13 protein-coding genes and 1 riboswitch are annotated in these 14,525 nt (G+C 69.2%); of the genes, 9 read left to right on the top strand and 4 right to left on the bottom strand.

Features of this window, described 5'->3' with window-relative positions:
* Positions 1–30: 30 nt before the first annotated feature.
* From cysD to GFK26_RS23155, 4 genes are read left to right on the top strand one after another with little or no spacing between them, the layout of a single operon-like run.
* Positions 31–984, top strand: a complete 954-nt coding sequence (gene cysD, locus GFK26_RS23170) for a sulfate adenylyltransferase subunit CysD (RefSeq protein WP_153284042.1) — start codon at positions 31–33, stop codon at positions 982–984.
* Positions 984–2,321, top strand: a complete 1,338-nt coding sequence (locus GFK26_RS23165; protein ID WP_153284041.1) for a sulfate adenylyltransferase subunit 1 — start codon at positions 984–986, stop codon at positions 2,319–2,321. Before cysD ends, GFK26_RS23165 begins: the two co-directional genes overlap by 1 nt.
* Before the next feature lie 43 nt (positions 2,322–2,364).
* Positions 2,365–2,694, top strand: a complete 330-nt coding sequence (fdxA, locus tag GFK26_RS23160; RefSeq protein WP_056580277.1) for a ferredoxin FdxA — start codon at positions 2,365–2,367, stop codon at positions 2,692–2,694.
* Positions 2,652–3,728 (top strand): NAD(P)/FAD-dependent oxidoreductase, encoded by a 1,077-nt coding sequence (locus GFK26_RS23155; protein ID WP_153284040.1) that lies wholly within the window; start codon positions 2,652–2,654, stop codon positions 3,726–3,728. Before fdxA ends, GFK26_RS23155 begins: the two co-directional genes overlap by 43 nt.
* Here the strand turns inward: GFK26_RS23155 and GFK26_RS23150 are convergent.
* Positions 3,715–5,028, bottom strand: a complete 1,314-nt coding sequence (locus GFK26_RS23150; protein WP_153284039.1) for an aspartate aminotransferase family protein — start codon at positions 5,026–5,028, stop codon at positions 3,715–3,717. The genes GFK26_RS23155 and GFK26_RS23150 overlap by 14 nt on opposite strands.
* A 111-nt stretch (positions 5,029–5,139) precedes the next feature.
* On the opposite strand from GFK26_RS23150, the gene GFK26_RS23145 reads away from it, so the two are divergent.
* Entirely contained in the window at positions 5,140–5,880 is a 741-nt protein-coding gene (locus GFK26_RS23145; protein ID WP_153284038.1) for a TetR/AcrR family transcriptional regulator, read from the top strand.
* Here GFK26_RS23145 and GFK26_RS23140 read toward each other — a convergent pair.
* Positions 5,864–6,781, bottom strand: coding sequence for a LysR family transcriptional regulator (locus GFK26_RS23140; protein WP_153284037.1), 918 nt, complete (start codon positions 6,779–6,781; stop codon positions 5,864–5,866). The genes GFK26_RS23145 and GFK26_RS23140 overlap by 17 nt on opposite strands.
* Positions 6,782–6,865: 84 nt before the next feature.
* Between GFK26_RS23140 and GFK26_RS23135 the strand changes: the two genes are divergently transcribed.
* The 3 genes from GFK26_RS23135 to GFK26_RS23125 are packed head-to-tail and all read left to right on the top strand — an operon-like array spanning position 6,866 to position 10,097.
* The gene (locus GFK26_RS23135; protein WP_153284036.1) at positions 6,866–7,897 is read left to right on the top strand and encodes a Bug family tripartite tricarboxylate transporter substrate binding protein; all 1,032 of its coding nucleotides are present in this window, start codon (positions 6,866–6,868) and stop codon (positions 7,895–7,897) included.
* A complete protein-coding gene (locus GFK26_RS23130; RefSeq protein ID WP_153284035.1) occupies positions 7,894–9,120 on the top strand; it encodes an aromatic ring-hydroxylating dioxygenase subunit alpha in 1,227 nt (408 codons plus the stop codon). The genes GFK26_RS23135 and GFK26_RS23130 overlap by 4 nt, the downstream gene beginning before the upstream one ends.
* Positions 9,117–10,097 carry a PDR/VanB family oxidoreductase gene (locus GFK26_RS23125; protein WP_153284034.1) on the top strand — a complete coding sequence of 327 codons (981 nt, stop codon included), beginning with the start codon at positions 9,117–9,119 and terminating at the stop codon, positions 10,095–10,097. Before GFK26_RS23130 ends, GFK26_RS23125 begins: the two co-directional genes overlap by 4 nt.
* Here the strand turns inward: GFK26_RS23125 and GFK26_RS23120 are convergent.
* A complete protein-coding gene (locus tag GFK26_RS23120; RefSeq protein WP_153284033.1) occupies positions 10,071–12,008 on the bottom strand; it encodes an adenylate/guanylate cyclase domain-containing protein in 1,938 nt (645 codons plus the stop codon). The two genes, GFK26_RS23125 and GFK26_RS23120, sit on opposite strands and share 27 nt — an antisense overlap.
* A gap of 111 nt (positions 12,009–12,119) precedes the next feature.
* A riboswitch (TPP riboswitch) is annotated at positions 12,120–12,225 on the top strand.
* A 77-nt stretch (positions 12,226–12,302) separates the two neighbouring features.
* On the opposite strand from GFK26_RS23120, the gene GFK26_RS23115 reads away from it, so the two are divergent.
* Positions 12,303–13,640, top strand: coding sequence for a purine-cytosine permease family protein (locus GFK26_RS23115; protein WP_153284032.1), 1,338 nt, complete (start codon positions 12,303–12,305; stop codon positions 13,638–13,640).
* Here GFK26_RS23115 and thiD read toward each other — a convergent pair.
* Positions 13,585–14,433 carry a bifunctional hydroxymethylpyrimidine kinase/phosphomethylpyrimidine kinase gene (gene thiD, locus GFK26_RS23110; protein ID WP_153284031.1) on the bottom strand — a complete coding sequence of 283 codons (849 nt, stop codon included), beginning with the start codon at positions 14,431–14,433 and terminating at the stop codon, positions 13,585–13,587. The genes GFK26_RS23115 and thiD overlap by 56 nt on opposite strands.
* Between the last annotated feature and the right edge of the window lie 92 nt (positions 14,434–14,525).

The raw sequence follows: 14,525 nt of genomic DNA, 5'->3' as shown, positions 1-14,525 counted from the left end.
GATCGATCTCCGCCTCCAGGACCCCATCCGATGAACGCCCGTACCGAAGCCGACCTGCTGCAGCCGCCCATGCATTCACCCGCGAACCTGTCCAACACGCACCTCGACGCGCTGGAAGAAGAAACCATTTTCATCCTGCGCGAAGTGGCAGCCGCCTTCGAGCGCCCCACCCTGCTGTTCTCGGGCGGCAAGGACTCGCTGGTGCTGCTGAAGTGCGCTGAAAAAGCCTTCGGCGTCGGCCGCATTCCCTACCCGCTGCTGATGATCGACACGGGCCACAACTTTCCCGAAGTGACGGCCTACCGCGACCAACGCGCACAGGAGCTGGGCGCCGAACTCATCGTGCGCAGCGTCGAAGACTCGATGAAGCGCGGCACCGTGCGCCTGGCGCACCCGGGCGAATCGCGCAACGCGCACCAGTCGGTGACGCTGCTCGAAGCGATCGAAGAATTCCGCTTCGACGCGCTGATCGGCGGCGCGCGCCGCGACGAAGAAAAGGCCCGCGCCAAGGAGCGCATCTTTTCGCACCGCGACGCCTTCGGCCAGTGGCAACCCAAGGACCAGCGCCCCGAGCTGTGGACGCTGTTCAACACGCGCCTGGCCCCGGGCGAGCACTTTCGCGTGTTCCCGATCTCGAACTGGACCGAGCTCGACGTGTGGCAATACATCGAGCGCGAGAACATCGGCCTGCCGTCGATCTACTACACGCACAAGCGTGAAGTGGTCGAGCGCCGCGGCCTGCTCGTGCCCGTGACCGAACTCACGCCGCCGCGCGATGGCGAAACCGTGCAGGTGCGCGACGTGCGCTTTCGCACCGTGGGCGACATCACGACCACCTGCCCGGTCGAGAGCCTGGCCGCAGGCGCGGGCGACGTGGTGCTGGAAACGCTGACGGTCGACGTCAGCGAGCGCGGCGCCACGCGCATGGACGACATGACGTCCGAAGCTTCGATGGAAAAACGCAAGAAAGACGGTTACTTCTGATGAGCGCAACGATTGCAACCCCTGCCACGTCCGATGTCCACGGCGACACCGGCACCGCCCTGCGCTTCATCACCTGCGGCTCGGTCGATGACGGCAAGAGCACGCTCATCGGCCGCCTGCTGGTCGACAGCAAGACCGTGCTGCAAGACCAGCTGGCCGGCGTGCAGCGCGGCGGCGAAACCGACCTGGCCCTGTTGACCGACGGCCTCTCGGCCGAGCGCGAGCAAGGCATCACGATCGACGTGGCCTACCGCTACTTCTCGACCGCCAAGCGCAAGTTCATCATCGGCGACGCGCCGGGCCACGAGCAGTACACGCGCAACATGGTCACGGCCGTCTCGGCCGCCGACGCGGCCGTGGTGCTGGTCGATGCCACCAAGCTGGCCTGGGCCGCCGAGGTCGAAGACGGCACCGTGGTCAAGCGCGAGCTGCTGCCGCAGACGCGCCGCCACACGCTGCTGGCCAACCTGCTGCGCGTGCAGTCGATCGTGTTCGCGGTCAACAAGCTCGACGCCATCGACGACGCCGGCCTCGCCTTCGAGCGCATCTCGACCGCGCTGAACGCCTTTGCCGAAGCGGCCGGCGTGAAGGTCGCGGCCATCGTGCCGATCTCGGCCCTCAAGGGCTGGAACGTGGCCACGCGCCATGCCGACTGGGTCGGCTACGAAGGCCCGAGCCTGCTCGAGCTGCTCGAAGACCTGCCCGTGACCGCGCCGGACGAAGCCGTGCCCTTCGCCTTCCCGGTGCAGTGGGTCGAAAAATTCTCGGCCTCGGCCGACACCTCGCAGGGCCGCCGCGTGTTCTGGGGCCGCGTCGCCTCGGGCCATGTGGAGCCCGGCCAGCGCGTCACCGTGCTGCCGAGCAACCAGACCGCCACCGTGGCCCAGGTGCTGAGCCACACGCGCCAGCCGAAGAGCGTGCACGCGGGCCACAGCGCCGGCATCGTGCTCGACCGCGAACTCGACGTGTCGCGCGGCGACTGGCTGCTGGCGCCCGAGGCCTTCGAGCCCGTGCGCGAGATCACCGCCACGGTGGCCTGGCTCGACGACGAGCCGCTGGTCGCAGGCCGCGTGTACTGGGCGCTGCAGGGCCATCGCTGGGTCAAGGCCAAGGTGGCGCGCATCGTCGATCGCGTGAACATCACGACGCTCGAATCCGAGCCCGCGACCCAGCTCGAGGCCAATGCCATCGGCGACGTGGTGCTTGCGCTGCAGCAGCCGCTGGCCGTTCTGCCGTTCGCCCAATCGCGTGCGCTGGGGTCGCTGGTGCTGGTCGATACGGCCTCCCATCGCACCGCCGCCGCCGTGCTCGTGCAGACACCCGCCGCAAAGGCCTAAAATCTAGGGTTTTCCAGCCCCTTCTCCTGACGCTACAAGACAAATGACCCACGTCGTCTCCGAAGCCTGCATCCGTTGCAAATACACCGACTGCGTGGACGTTTGCCCCGTCGACTGCTTCCGCGAAGGTCCCAACATGCTGGTGATCGACCCGGATGAGTGCATCGACTGCGCTGTCTGCATCCCCGAATGCCCGGTCAATGCGATATACGCCGAGGAAGACCTCCCGGCCGATCAGCTCGCCTTCATCAAGCTCAACGCCGAACTGGCCCTGGCCGACGGCTGGAAGAGCATCACCAAGCGCAAGCCCGCCCTGCCTGAAGCCGAGGAGTGGAAGGACAAGACGGGCAAGATCTCGGAGCTGGTGCGCTGAGCCAGGCGCCCGCACCGATCGAGACCGACGCGCTGATCATCGGCGCCGGTCCGGTCGGCCTGTTCCAGGCCTTCCAACTGGGCCTGCTCGAGATTTCCTGCCACATCGTCGATGCGCTGCCCGCCGCGGGCGGCCAGTGCGTGGCGCTGTACGGCCACAAGCCGATCTACGACATTCCCGGCACCCCGGTCACCAGCGGGCGCGATCTGGCGCAGTCGCTGTTGCAGCAGGTGGCGCCGTTCAAGCCGCAATTCCACTTCGGCGAGCAGGTTTCTACGCTGGCCCGCGAGGCTGACGGCCGCTTGCTGCTGACCACGTCGGCTGGCAGCGCCTTCCTCGCGAAGACGGTGTTCATCGCGGCCGGCGTCGGCGCCTTCGTGCCCAAGCGCATCACGGTCGACGGCATCGCGCAGTTCGAAGGCTCGACGCTGTTCTATCACCCCGATTCGCTCGACCGCTTCGCGGGCCAGACGGTCGTGGTCAATGGCGGCGACGACATCGCGCTGGAAACCGCCATCGCCCTCACGGCACTGGCCAGGCAGGTCACGCTGGTCCACCGCCGCGATGGCTTCCAGGCCGACGAGGCGAACGTGGCCGCGATGCGCGCCCTCGTGGCCGACGGCAAGCTGGCCTTCCGGGTCGGACAGCCGAGCGCCTTCGACGGCAAGCAACTGCAGATCACCACGCCCGACGCCACCACGGTCGACCTGCCGCTCGACGCGCTGGTCGCCTGCCTGGGCATTTCGCCACGCCTCGGCCCCATCGCCGACTGGGGCCTCGAGCTGGAACGCAAGCAGGTGCCGGTCGACACCGAGAAGTACGAAACCCGCGAGCCGGGCGTGTTCGCGGTGGGCGACATCAACACCTACCCCGGCAAGAAGAAGCTCATCGTCTGCGGCTTCCACGAGGCCACGCTGGCGGCCTGGGGTGCCGCGGCGCGGGTGTTTCCCGGCAAGGCGATCCCGCTGCAGTACACGACCACCAGCACGCGGCTGCACGAGCTGCTGGGCGTGGCGGGCACTACCCCGCGCTGAGCAGCAACGGCCGGTAGGCCTCGATGAAGCTGCCCACGGCAGCGACATAGCGGTCGATGTCCTCCGCCGACAACGGCAGCGAGAGCACGACAAATCCACGCGGCGAGGTGTAGATCCCCTGCGCCAGCAGGTGGAAGAACAGCAGCTGCCGCAAGCGCCCGTCCACCGCCGCCAAGTCGGCCACGCGCCGCACCTCGACACGCAGGAAATGCGCATTCATGAGCGAGCCCACGCCGGTGAACTGCATCGCGACGCCTTCGCGTTCGCAGAGTGCGTTGAGCCGTGACCGCATCGCCTCGCCACGGTCGGCCAACGCGCCCGCCGCCTCCGGCGTGAACAGTTGCGTGAGGCCTGCATAGCCGGCCGCCATCGTCATCACGTTGTTGTTGAAGGTGCCCGAATGCGCGAGCGCGCCGGTGCGCGGATCGAACTGCGCCATCACGTCAGAGCGCCCGCCGAAGGCACCGAAGGACATGCCGCCGCCGATGTACTTGCCCAGCGTCGTGAGGTCGGAGCGAACGCCCAGGCCGTTCGCAAGGCCGTGCGGCCCCAGCCGCGAGGTCATCACCTCATCGAAGATCAACAGCGCGCCGACCCGCGTGGCCCCGTCGCGCAGCGCCTGCAGAAACTCGCACCCGCCCGGGATGCAGCCGCTCGCGCCCTGCATCGGCTCGACCAGGATAGCGGCGATGCCCGCGCCGTGCGCGTCGATCTGCGCGCGCGCCGTGTCCACGTCGTTGTAGGGGAGCACGAGGAAATCGAAGGGCACGGTCGTCGGCGACGGCTGGTCGCCGAAGCCGAGCACGCCGCCGTGGTAGCCGCCGGAGAACACGACGATCTTGCGCCGCCCCGTGAAGCGCAGCGCGGCCGTGAGCGCCATCAGGTTCGCCTCAGTGCCCGAGTTGGTGAAGCGCAGCTGCTCGACCTGCGGAAAGCGCTCGCAGATCGTCTGCGCGAGCCGGCCTTCGAGCAGGTTGTGGCCCGTGAGGTTGATGCCGCCCTGCATCGCCTCGATGACCGCCTCGCGGATCTCGGGCGCCGAGTGGCCGTAGACGCCGGCCGTGTACTCGGCGATGAAGTCGGTGTACGGATGGCCGTCCGCGTCCCAGAGCGTGGCGCCCTCGCCCTTCGCGATGGTGAGCGGGAACGGCGCGTAGAACAGCACCGAGCGGCTGTTGGCGCCGGGCATGTAGCGCGTCTGCGCCTCGAACCGGCTGAGGCTCTCAGGGTTGCCGTCGGTGAAGCGTTGATGGGCCTCGGCAAGGGCCTGGTCGATGGCGGTATCGGCAACGGTCGTCATGGGAGACATCCTTTGGGTTGGCATGCGTCTGGGGTCAGCGCACTTAATTGATCGATGCTCAATTAATAATATTTATACAATCAATTCACCCGCTGCACAATGCGCGCATCCATGAAGAAAAAAGCCCCCGAGCCTCGCCCCCGAACGGCCGGTCGCCCCGCCGGCGGTGCGGCGTTGTCGAAGCAGCGCATCGCCGAAGCCGCGCTGGCGCACATCGACGCGTTCGGCCTCGGCGCCTTCAGCATGCGAGAGATCGCGGCGCAGCTCGGCGTGTACCCGGCCACGGTGCACTGGCACGTCAGCACGCGCGAAGCCTTGCTGGCCGAGGTTGCTGCCACGGTCATGGCGCAGGTCACGCCACCCAAGGGCACGCTTGCCTGGCAGGCATGGATCGCCGAGCTGTTCCACCGCTGCCGCGCGGCGGTGCGGCAGCACCCGAACGTGGCGCAGCTGCTCGGGGCGCAGCTGGTGTCGAACGGCAGCCTGCCGACCGAGCTGGTCGAAGGCGTTCTCTCTGCACTGACCGAGGCCGGCTTCGACGGCGAACCGCTGCGCGAGGCCTACAACTGCGTGATCGCCGCGATGCTGGGCTTCCTGACGATGGAGTTCTCGCCGCTGCCCGCCGACAACACGCAGGCCTGGGCCGAAGAGCTGCGCGAGCGCGTCCACACGATCCGCCCGCTCGACCATCCGGTGCTCGCGCGCCACTTGCCGCAGCTGGCGAACCAAGCCTTCATCCTGCGCTGGGACAACGGCACCACCGTGCCGCTCGACAGCAGTTTCGAGCGGCACATTCAGATCACGATCGACGGGTTGGAAGCTTTCGCGCGCAGGCTCAAGCCGGCGCAGTGAGCGCGATGCGCAGCAGCGCATCCTTCAGCCACTGCACGCCCGCATCCGAGTTCGAGCGGCGGTTCCAGCACACGACCGAGCGGTAGCCCGGCAGCTCGAAGGGCAACGGGTGCACCGCGAGCAACTCGCGAAAGCGCTCGGCCACGCGCAGCGGCAGCACGGCGACATGGTCGGTCTGCGCCAGCAGGTCGACGATCTGGCCGAAGCTCGTCATCGCCACGCGCATGCTGCGCGTGCGCCCCTGCCGCGCCAGCACCTGGTCGATGAGGTCGTCCAGCGCCGAGCTGCCGTAGCCCAGGAACACGTGCGGTGCCTCGCAGAAGGCATCGAGCGTGGCCGCCTCGCCCAGCGTCGGGTGACCACGTCGCACCGCGACCACGTAGCGGTCTTCGTACAGCAGCGCCGATTCGCAATCGCTCGGCGGCTGCAGGCGCGGCAGCACGGCCACGTCGAAGTCGCCCTTGCGCAAGCGCTCGGTGAGCGTGAGGAACGAACTGGTCTCCCAGTGCAGACGGATGCGCGAACCGCAGGCCACGAGTTCGTTGGCGAGCGTCGGCAGCAGCAGGTGGCTGGCGTAGTCGCTGCCCGAGATGCGAAAGATGCGCTGCGACGACGCCGGCTCGAAACCCTCGCCGGGCTCCAGCATCGCGGACAGGTCGGCCAGCACGCGCTCGACCTGGCCGGCCAGCGCATGGGCGCGCGCCGTGGGCTCCACGCCGTGGGCCGTGCGCGTGAACAGCGGATCGTCGAAGGTGTCGCGCAGCCGGTTGAGCGAGGCGCTCACCGCCGGCTGGCTCAGGAAGAGCCTGGTGGCCGCGCGCGACACGCTGCGCTCGCGCATCAGGGCATCGAAGGTCCGCAGCATGCCGACGTCGAGGCTGCGGATATCACGTTGGGCCATATCTCATATTCAAAGCTTCGAATTGCCCGCGGGGCGGGCTGTCCGTATCGTCCAGCGCACAAGTACAACACGACTGGAGACACGATGAATCGGTTCAGACCCTCGCCGCTCGAGGCATACGTGGCGGACAAGACGTGCACCACACGCCGCCACGCGCTTGGCGTTCTCGGTGTCGGCATCGCCGCCCTCGCCGCCGGCCCCGCCTTCGCGCAGCCCGCGCCCTTTCCCAGCCGCGTGGTGCGCATCGTGCCCTTCGGCTCGCCCGGCGGACCGATGGACGCCATCGCCCGCGTCTACGCCGAGAAGCTCAAGGCGCGCTGGAACCAGCCGGTGATCGTCGAGGCCCGCCCCGGCGCCAGCGGCACCATCGCGGCCGACGCCGTCGCCAAGGCCGCGCCCGACGGCTACACCGTGCTGCTCACGCTGCCGCTCACGCACATCAACAACGTGGTGCTGCAGCCCAAGCTGCCTTATGACCCGGTGAAAGACTTCGAGCCGCTGTCGCAGCTGGCCACGGGCGGCCCGATGCTCATCGCCCGCGCCTCGGCGCCCTTCTCCACCGTGCGCGAGTTCGTGGCCTACGCCAAGGCGCACCCCGGCGTTTCGTACGGCACCTGGGGCAACGGCTCCAACGCGCACCTGTTCGGCGAACTGCTGGCGCGCCAGAACCACGTCGACCTGGTGCACGTGCCCTACAAGGCCGAGGCGGCCGCGCACAACGACATGTTCGGCGAGGCACTGGGCGTGGCGTGGGCCAACCCCGCGACGGCGCGCGGCCTCGCACAGGCCGGACGCATCAAGGTGCTGGGCATCACTGGCCGCCAACGCGTGCGCTCGATGCCCAACGTGCCGACCTTCACCGAACAGGGCTTTGCAGGCTTCGACCTCGACAGCTGGATCGGCGTGTACGCACCCGCCCGCACGCCGCAGCCCGTGCTCGACGAATGGTCGCTCGCACTGCGCGAGATCACGAAGCTGCCCGACATCCAGGAGCGCCTCGCTGGCTATGGCTTCGAGCCGCTGGGCAGCACGCCCGCCGAATTCCGTGCCGGCTACAAGGCCGACTTTCCCCGCGTGGCGGACCTGATCAAGGCCGCAGGAGTCACCCCCGAATGAGCGCCGTCGTCCCTTCCTCCGCCACCTCCGAGTGGCAACCCATTTCATTCGACACCGGTACCGCCTACGGCCGCAAGGCGCCGAGCCACAAGCCCGAGCTGACCGAGGTCGGCGCCGGCACGCCCATGGGCGAGCTGCTGCGCCGCTACTGGCACCCCATCGGCCTGGCCGCCGATGCCACCGACACGCCGCGCCAGATGCGCGTGCTGGGCGAAGACCTGATCCTGTTCCGCGACAAGCGCGGTCGCGCGGGCCTCGTGCACTGGCGCTGCGCGCATCGCGGGGCTTCGCTGTACTACGGGCGCGTGGAAGAAGAAGGTATCCGCTGCTGCTACCACGGCTGGATGTTCGACGTGCAGGGCCACTGCGTCGACCAGCCCTGCGAACCCGAAGGCGGCGCGCGCAGCCGCGGCCGCGTGCGCCAGCCCTGGTACCCGGTGCAGGAGCAGTACGGCCTGATCTGGGCCTACCTCGGCCCGGCCGACAAGAAACCCGTGCTGCCGCGCTACGACTGCCTCGAAACCATGGACGAAGGCGAGACGCTGGAGGCCGACGGCAACAGCATCGGCGGCGGCGGGCCGCAGGTCATTCCGTGCAACTGGCTGCAGCACTACGAGAACGTGGCCGACCCCTTCCACGTGCCCGTGCTGCACGGCAGCTTCAGCGGCACGCAGTTCGTGGCGCTCATGGGCCAGATGCCCGACGTGAGTTTCGAGAGCACCGAGACCGGCGTGACGATCACATCGATCCGCACGCTCGACGACGGCCGCACCTTCCGCCGCGTGGCCGGCCCCGTGCTGCCGACACTGCGCGTGGTGCCCAACCCGCGCGTGGCCACGTATGGGCGCGTCGAGTCGATCGGCTGGGTGCTGCCCATCGACGACCACAGCTTCCGCATCTACACCGTGGGCCGCGTGAAGACCCCCGGCGACCTTTCCCGCATGCGCTCGCGCCTGAACGGCAAGCTGTGGGAAGAGCTGACCGAGGCCGAGCACCGCGCCTTCCCCGGCGACTACGAGGCGCAGGTGAGCCAGGGCGCCATCACCGCGCATTCGGAAGAGCACCTGGCCTCGTCCGACCGCGGCATCGTGATGCTGCGCCGGCTGCTGCAGCGCCAGCTCGACGCGGTGCGCGAAGGCCGCGACCCGGCCGGCGTGAGCTTCGACCCCGCGGCACCGCCCGTGCAGTTCGAGGCCGGCAACTTCCTCGTGCCCAAGGAATGAATGGCGTGCTGGGCGGCGCGGGCATCGCGGTGCGGGTGGCGCGCAAGACGGTCGAGGCCGAGGGCGTGGCCGGCTTCAGGCTGGTGCCCGCTGATGGCAAGCGCCTGCCGGCCTTCACGCCGGGCGCGCACATCGACGTGGCATTGCCCGGCGGGCTGGTGCGCCAGTACTCGCTGTGCAACGCATCGACTCTGGACGATGGGCATTACGAGATCGGCGTGCTGCGCGATGCGGCCTCGCGCGGCGGCTCGCGGTCGATGCACGACGCCGTCCACGAAGGCTCGGTGCTGCAGATCAGCCCGCCGCGCAATCTCTTCGCGCTCGACGAGAGCGCAACGCACAGCCTGCTGCTGGCCGGCGGCATCGGCGTGACGCCGCTGCTGTCGATGGCGCAGCGGCTGGCCGCGCTGGGGCGCGACTTCGCGCTGCACTGCTGCAGCCGCTCGGCGGCGCGCGCGCCCTACCGGCGGCGGCTTGAAGAGAGCGCGTTCGCGGACCAGGTGTTCTTTCATCACGACGACGGCCCGCCCGCGCAACGCCTCGACCTTGCTTCAGCCCTCGGCAGTCCGGCCCCAGGCAGGCACGTCTACGTTTGCGGCCCCGCAGGCTTTCTCGAAGCCGTGCGGACGACCGCGCGCGCCCTGCACTGGGCGGACGCACAGGTGCACTTCGAGTCGTTCACGGGCACTGCGCCGCCGGCTGACGGACAAGGCAGCTTCGAAGTCGAACTGCACCGCTCGGGCCGCGTCGTCCACATCCCCGCGACGATGACCGTGCTGGACGCGCTCGCTGCCGAGGGCATCGAGATTCCTGTGTCGTGCGCGCAGGGTGTCTGCGGCACCTGCCTCACGCGCGTGCTCGCAGGCGAGGTCGCGCACCACGACCTCTACCTGACACCCGCCGAGCAGGCCGCCAACGACTGCTTCCTGCCCTGCTGCTCGCGGGCCATCTCACCCAGGCTGGTGCTCGACCTCTAGCAATTCGTAGAGCACCATCCGCGTCTGCCGCCCGCGCAGCTCGACCAGCTCTTCGATGCGCCGCGTGGACAGCCGCCCGCCCAGCCCCTGGAATGTCGTCTCGGACATCAGCGTGCGCGTCCCCAGCTGCTTGTTGATGCCCTCGATGCGGCTCGCCGCGTTGATCACGTCGCCCAGCGCGGTGTACGACAGCCGGTCGCTCGAGCCGAGCACGCCCGCGATCACGACGCCGGTGTGGATGCCGATGCGCGTGCGAAAGGGCTGCAGGCCTTCCGCCTGCCACCGGCGGTTGAGGTCGTTCATCTCGGCGTGCAGTTCGAGCGACGCCACGCAGGCCTGATGTTCCGCGTCGGGCAGGTCGGCGGGCGCGCCCCACAGCACCATGATGCCGTCGCCCATGAACTTGTCGATCACGCCGCCGTGGCGCGCGAAGACGCGGGTCGCGAGGTTGAAGTAGTCGGTCAGCTGCCGCATCAGCACATCGGCCGGCATCGATTCCGAGATGCCGGTGAAGCCTTCCACGTCGGTGAACATCGCAGTGACGCGTCGCGGCGAACCGTTGGGTGCGAGCGCGTGCCCTTCGGCGATGAGCTGGCGAATCACGTCCACCGGCACGAACTTGCGAAACGCCCGCAGGCTGCGCGCGGACTCGTCCAGCGCCTGGTTCAGGTGCTGGATCTCGAGCACGCGGCTGGGCTCGCGCGGCAGGTCGTCCAGCTCAAGCCGCCCGATGCGCCGCGCCGTGCGCGCGAGGCTTTCGATGGGCGCGGTCACCAGCTTCGACAGCCGCAGCGAAATGAAGAGTGCGATCGCCAGGAACGCCAGCACCAACAGCAGCGACCACAGCACGTTGCGATGCAGCGCGCCCATCAGCGCCTCTCCGGGCTCCCAGCTGACCAGATGCCAGTCGGTGGCCGGAATGCGCGAGGTTTGCACCTGGTAGTGCATGCCCTCGTGCACGAAGGGAAAGGCCATGTCTTCCGTCCAGCCGCGGCTGCCGCTGGCCAGCATGTGCGCATGCAGCGCGCCGAGCACGCCGTCGTCGGGGTCCTCCAACTTCCGCACCGAATGCGGATGGTCGCTGCGCGCGATCACGTGGTGGTCGCCGCTCAGCAGCGCGCTGTGGCCGTGGCCCGTGCCGCCGAACAGGCGCACGAGGCTGGAGAGATGCCCGAGCGACACACTGGCGACGGCCACGAACGTCTGCGTGACGCCCTCTTCGTCCTGCCGCCGGCTCGGCCGTGCATGGCTCACGCCAAGCTCCTTCATCGATGGCAGCACGTAGGGCGCGGTCCACACGGCCCGCCGCGCCTTGTCGGCCTGCGTGAACCAGTCCTGGTGGACCGGATCGTCTTCGCTGCGAAAGGCCTCGATGCGCGTCGTCTCGTAACGCCGCCGCGGGTCTTCGTCTTCGTCGCTGTCGGGCGGCGACTTGTATTCCCAGGTCTCGGTGCTGAAGCCGGCCTCGCGCAGCACCTGGCGAACCACCGGCACGGGGTGGCGCATGGCCATCAGGAAGTGGCCGTCGTCGCTGCCCACGCCGATGCTGTCGATCTCGGGCGTCTGCTCCAGCGCGGCCCAGAGCAGCTCGGCGGTCTGCTCGCCGTCGTGGCCCGACGGGTGCAGGTCGGGCGTGTGGGCGATGGCGCGCACCAGCCCCTCGGTCTTCGCGAGGAACGCGACGACGTTGTCTTCGACCCGATCGTGGTTGACCTTGTGCGCCGACTCGCCGACCTTCGACACCAGCTTCTCCGCACCCCAGTAGCCGAAGGCCACCAGCAGCAGCGACTGCAGCAGCGCGACCGCGCAGATGATCGTGCCGACGTCGACGCGGAAGCGCCGCAGGCGAATGCGCGGCGCGTTCCCCGGTGGCGCCGGCGCCGGTTCCGCGTGCTTGAAATCTTCTGCCATGTGCCGTCGTTCCCCGGGGCGTTTGAAACCGCCCTCGCGACGCGGATTTTCATGCGTCTGGAGCGTTCTGCCGCGCGGGGATAAAATCCGCCCGCGCCGCAGTTCGCTGGGGCGCATCGCTAGGGGTGTCGAACCGGATTTTTCCGGGGCTGACTGAGAGAGTCCCTTTGAACCTGACTGAGGTAATCCTCGCGCAGGGAAGCTGGTCCGGTGGCCTGTCGCGTTGTCTCGCGCGACGGCTGCGCCACTGGAGCCTCGCCCACCTGCCAAACCTTTTGCACTGGAGCAAAACGGATGGCACACGACCACAACGACAGTTCCGCTTCCGGCAACGAAGCGCTCGCACCCCTGCCCGCCTCCCGGCGCGTCTTCGGCTGGCACGACCACGCCTCGCTGTGGTTCAGCCTCGGCGTGGGGCTGCTGGTGATGCAGATCGGCGCCTACCTGGTGCCGGCCGTGGGCACGCGCGACGCGGCGCTGGCCATCGTGCTGGGCTCGCTGCTCGGCGCCGGGCTGCTGGCCTGGACCGCGCGGCTGGGCTGCGAAACCGGGCTGGCCAGCGCCGGCCTCATGCACGCCACCTACGGCAGCGCCTTCGCGCGGCTGCCGGTGCTGCTCAACATCGTGCAGCTGGTGGGCTGGACCACCTTCGAGCTGGTGATCATGCGCGAGGGCACGCAGGCCATCGGGCAGCAGGCCTTCGGCGCGGCGCTGGGCACGGCCTGGGGCGGCGTGCTGACCACGCTGCTGTGGGGCGCGGTGCTGTTGGCGCTGCTCGCGGGCTCGATGGTCACGCTGGTGCGCCGCTTCGTGAGCCGCTTCGGCCTGCCGCTGGTGGTGCTGTCGCTGCTGTGGCTCAGCTGGCAGTTCGCGACGCAGCTGCACGCCAAAGGCCTCGACGCCTTCTGGGCGCGGCCGGGCAACGGCAGCATGGGCATGTTCAGTGCGCTCGACCTGGTGATTGCGATGCCGGTGTCGTGGCTGCCGCTGGTGGCCGACTACGCGCGCCACGGCAAGCGCAGCGCGGGCGGTGGACTGGGCAGCGCGTTCAGCGGCACCTGGATCGGCTACGCGCTCGCCAACATCTGGTGCTACGCGCTCGGGGTGATGGTGGTGAGCGTGGCCGAGCCGGGCACCAGCCTCGTCATGGCGCTGCTGCTGGCGCAGGGCGGCCTGGTGGCGCTGGGCCTGATCCTCATCGACGAACTCGACAACGCCTATGGCGACGTGTACTCGGGCTCGGTGTCCACGCACAGCCTGCTGCCGCGCTGGAGCGTGAAGCGCTGGGGCCTGCTGCTGGCGGTGCTGTGCATCGGCCTCGCGCTGGTGCTGCCGATGCACACGCTCGAACCCTTCCTGCTGCTGCTGAGTTCGGTGTTCGTGCCGCTGTACGGCGTGATCCTCGGGCGGCTGGGCAGCGGGAGCGCCGTGTCGGCGGGCGGCACGCGCACCATCGACTGGGGCGCGGCGCTGATCTGGTTGGCGGGCATCGCGGCCTACCACGCGCTGGCCAAGTGGGCGCCGCAGTTCGGCTCGGCGCTGCCGACGCTGGCGGCGACTTTCGTTCTGGCGTGGCTCAGCCGGCCGACAGCGGCAAGCGGTGGGTCGGCACTGGCGCAAAGCCGTGGTTGAGCGGACCGTGGCCCGCACCGACCTGCACATTCGCACCGGCGCTCATCGCGCCGAGGATGTACGCGCGTGCGCGCTCGACCGCGTCGGGCAGCGCCAGGCCCAGTGCCAGGTGCGCGGCGATGGCCGACGAGAGCGTGCAGCCGGTGCCGTGCAGGTTGCGGCTGACGATGCGCTGCGACGCGAGCCGCTTGCGCGCGCCGCCGCGCTCCAGCAGCACATCGACCACTTCGTCGCCGGGCAGGTGACCGCCCTTGAGCAGCACGGCCTTCGCACCGAGCGCGAGCAGTTCGTCCGCCGCGCCGTCGAGCGCGTCGATGCCGCCGATGGCATGGCCGACCAGCAAGGCGGCTTCGTCGAGATTCGGTGTGACCACCACGGCGCGCGGGAACAGCTCGCGCACCAGCACCTGCACCGTTTCGGCTGCGATCAGGCGGTCGCCGCTGGTGGCGATCATCACGGGGTCGAGCACCACGTTCTTCAGCTGGTAGCGGTCGATGGCCCAGGCCACCACCTCGACGACCTCGGGCGCGTGCAGCATGCCGAGCTTGACGGCATCGACGCCGATGTCTTCCACCACGGCCTGGATCTGCGCCTTCAGGAAGTCGGGCGGCACGCCGTGGATGCCAGAAACACCCACCGTGTTCTGCGCGGTGAGCGCGGTGATGGCCGTCATGCCGTAGCAGCCGAGGGCCGCGAAGGTCTTGAGGTCGGCCTGGATGCCGGCGCCGCCGCCGCTGTCGGAGCCGGCGATGGAAAGCACGCGTGCGTAGCGTTGGGTGGGTGCGGGGGTCATGTTGAAAATTATCGGCGAGTGCGCCACACCTCTTTCTCCGCCCCTTCCGGGGAGGGTCGGGGTGGGGCACGCGGCGTGTCCATCGGGCGCTC

The organism is Variovorax paradoxus (genome assembly GCF_009498455.1).
GTDB lineage: Bacteria > Pseudomonadota > Gammaproteobacteria > Burkholderiales > Burkholderiaceae_C > Variovorax > Variovorax paradoxus_H.
The sequence above is the reverse complement of the archived record's forward strand: the minus strand, read 5'-3'. Positions and strand labels throughout refer to the sequence as shown.

Excerpts from the sequence above, each read along its gene's own strand:
- GFK26_RS23145 (WP_153284038.1), top strand. The coding sequence starts at position 5,140 with ATGAAGAAAAAAGCCCCCGAGCCTCGCCCCCGAACGGCCGGTCGCCCC.
- cysD (WP_153284042.1), top strand. The coding sequence starts at position 31 with ATGAACGCCCGTACCGAAGCCGACCTGCTGCAGCCGCCCATGCATTCA.
- GFK26_RS23135 (WP_153284036.1), top strand. The coding sequence starts at position 6,866 with ATGAATCGGTTCAGACCCTCGCCGCTCGAGGCATACGTGGCGGACAAG.
- fdxA (WP_056580277.1), top strand. The coding sequence starts at position 2,365 with ATGACCCACGTCGTCTCCGAAGCCTGCATCCGTTGCAAATACACCGAC.
- thiD (WP_153284031.1), bottom strand. The coding sequence starts at position 14,433 with ATGACCCCCGCACCCACCCAACGCTACGCACGCGTGCTTTCCATCGCC.
- GFK26_RS23125 (WP_153284034.1), top strand. The coding sequence starts at position 9,117 with ATGAATGGCGTGCTGGGCGGCGCGGGCATCGCGGTGCGGGTGGCGCGC.
- GFK26_RS23120 (WP_153284033.1), bottom strand. The coding sequence starts at position 12,008 with ATGGCAGAAGATTTCAAGCACGCGGAACCGGCGCCGGCGCCACCGGGG.
- GFK26_RS23115 (WP_153284032.1), top strand. The coding sequence starts at position 12,303 with ATGGCACACGACCACAACGACAGTTCCGCTTCCGGCAACGAAGCGCTC.
- GFK26_RS23130 (WP_153284035.1), top strand. The coding sequence starts at position 7,894 with ATGAGCGCCGTCGTCCCTTCCTCCGCCACCTCCGAGTGGCAACCCATT.
- GFK26_RS23140 (WP_153284037.1), bottom strand. The coding sequence starts at position 6,781 with ATGGCCCAACGTGATATCCGCAGCCTCGACGTCGGCATGCTGCGGACC.
- GFK26_RS23150 (WP_153284039.1), bottom strand. The coding sequence starts at position 5,028 with ATGACGACCGTTGCCGATACCGCCATCGACCAGGCCCTTGCCGAGGCC.
- GFK26_RS23165 (WP_153284041.1), top strand. The coding sequence starts at position 984 with ATGAGCGCAACGATTGCAACCCCTGCCACGTCCGATGTCCACGGCGAC.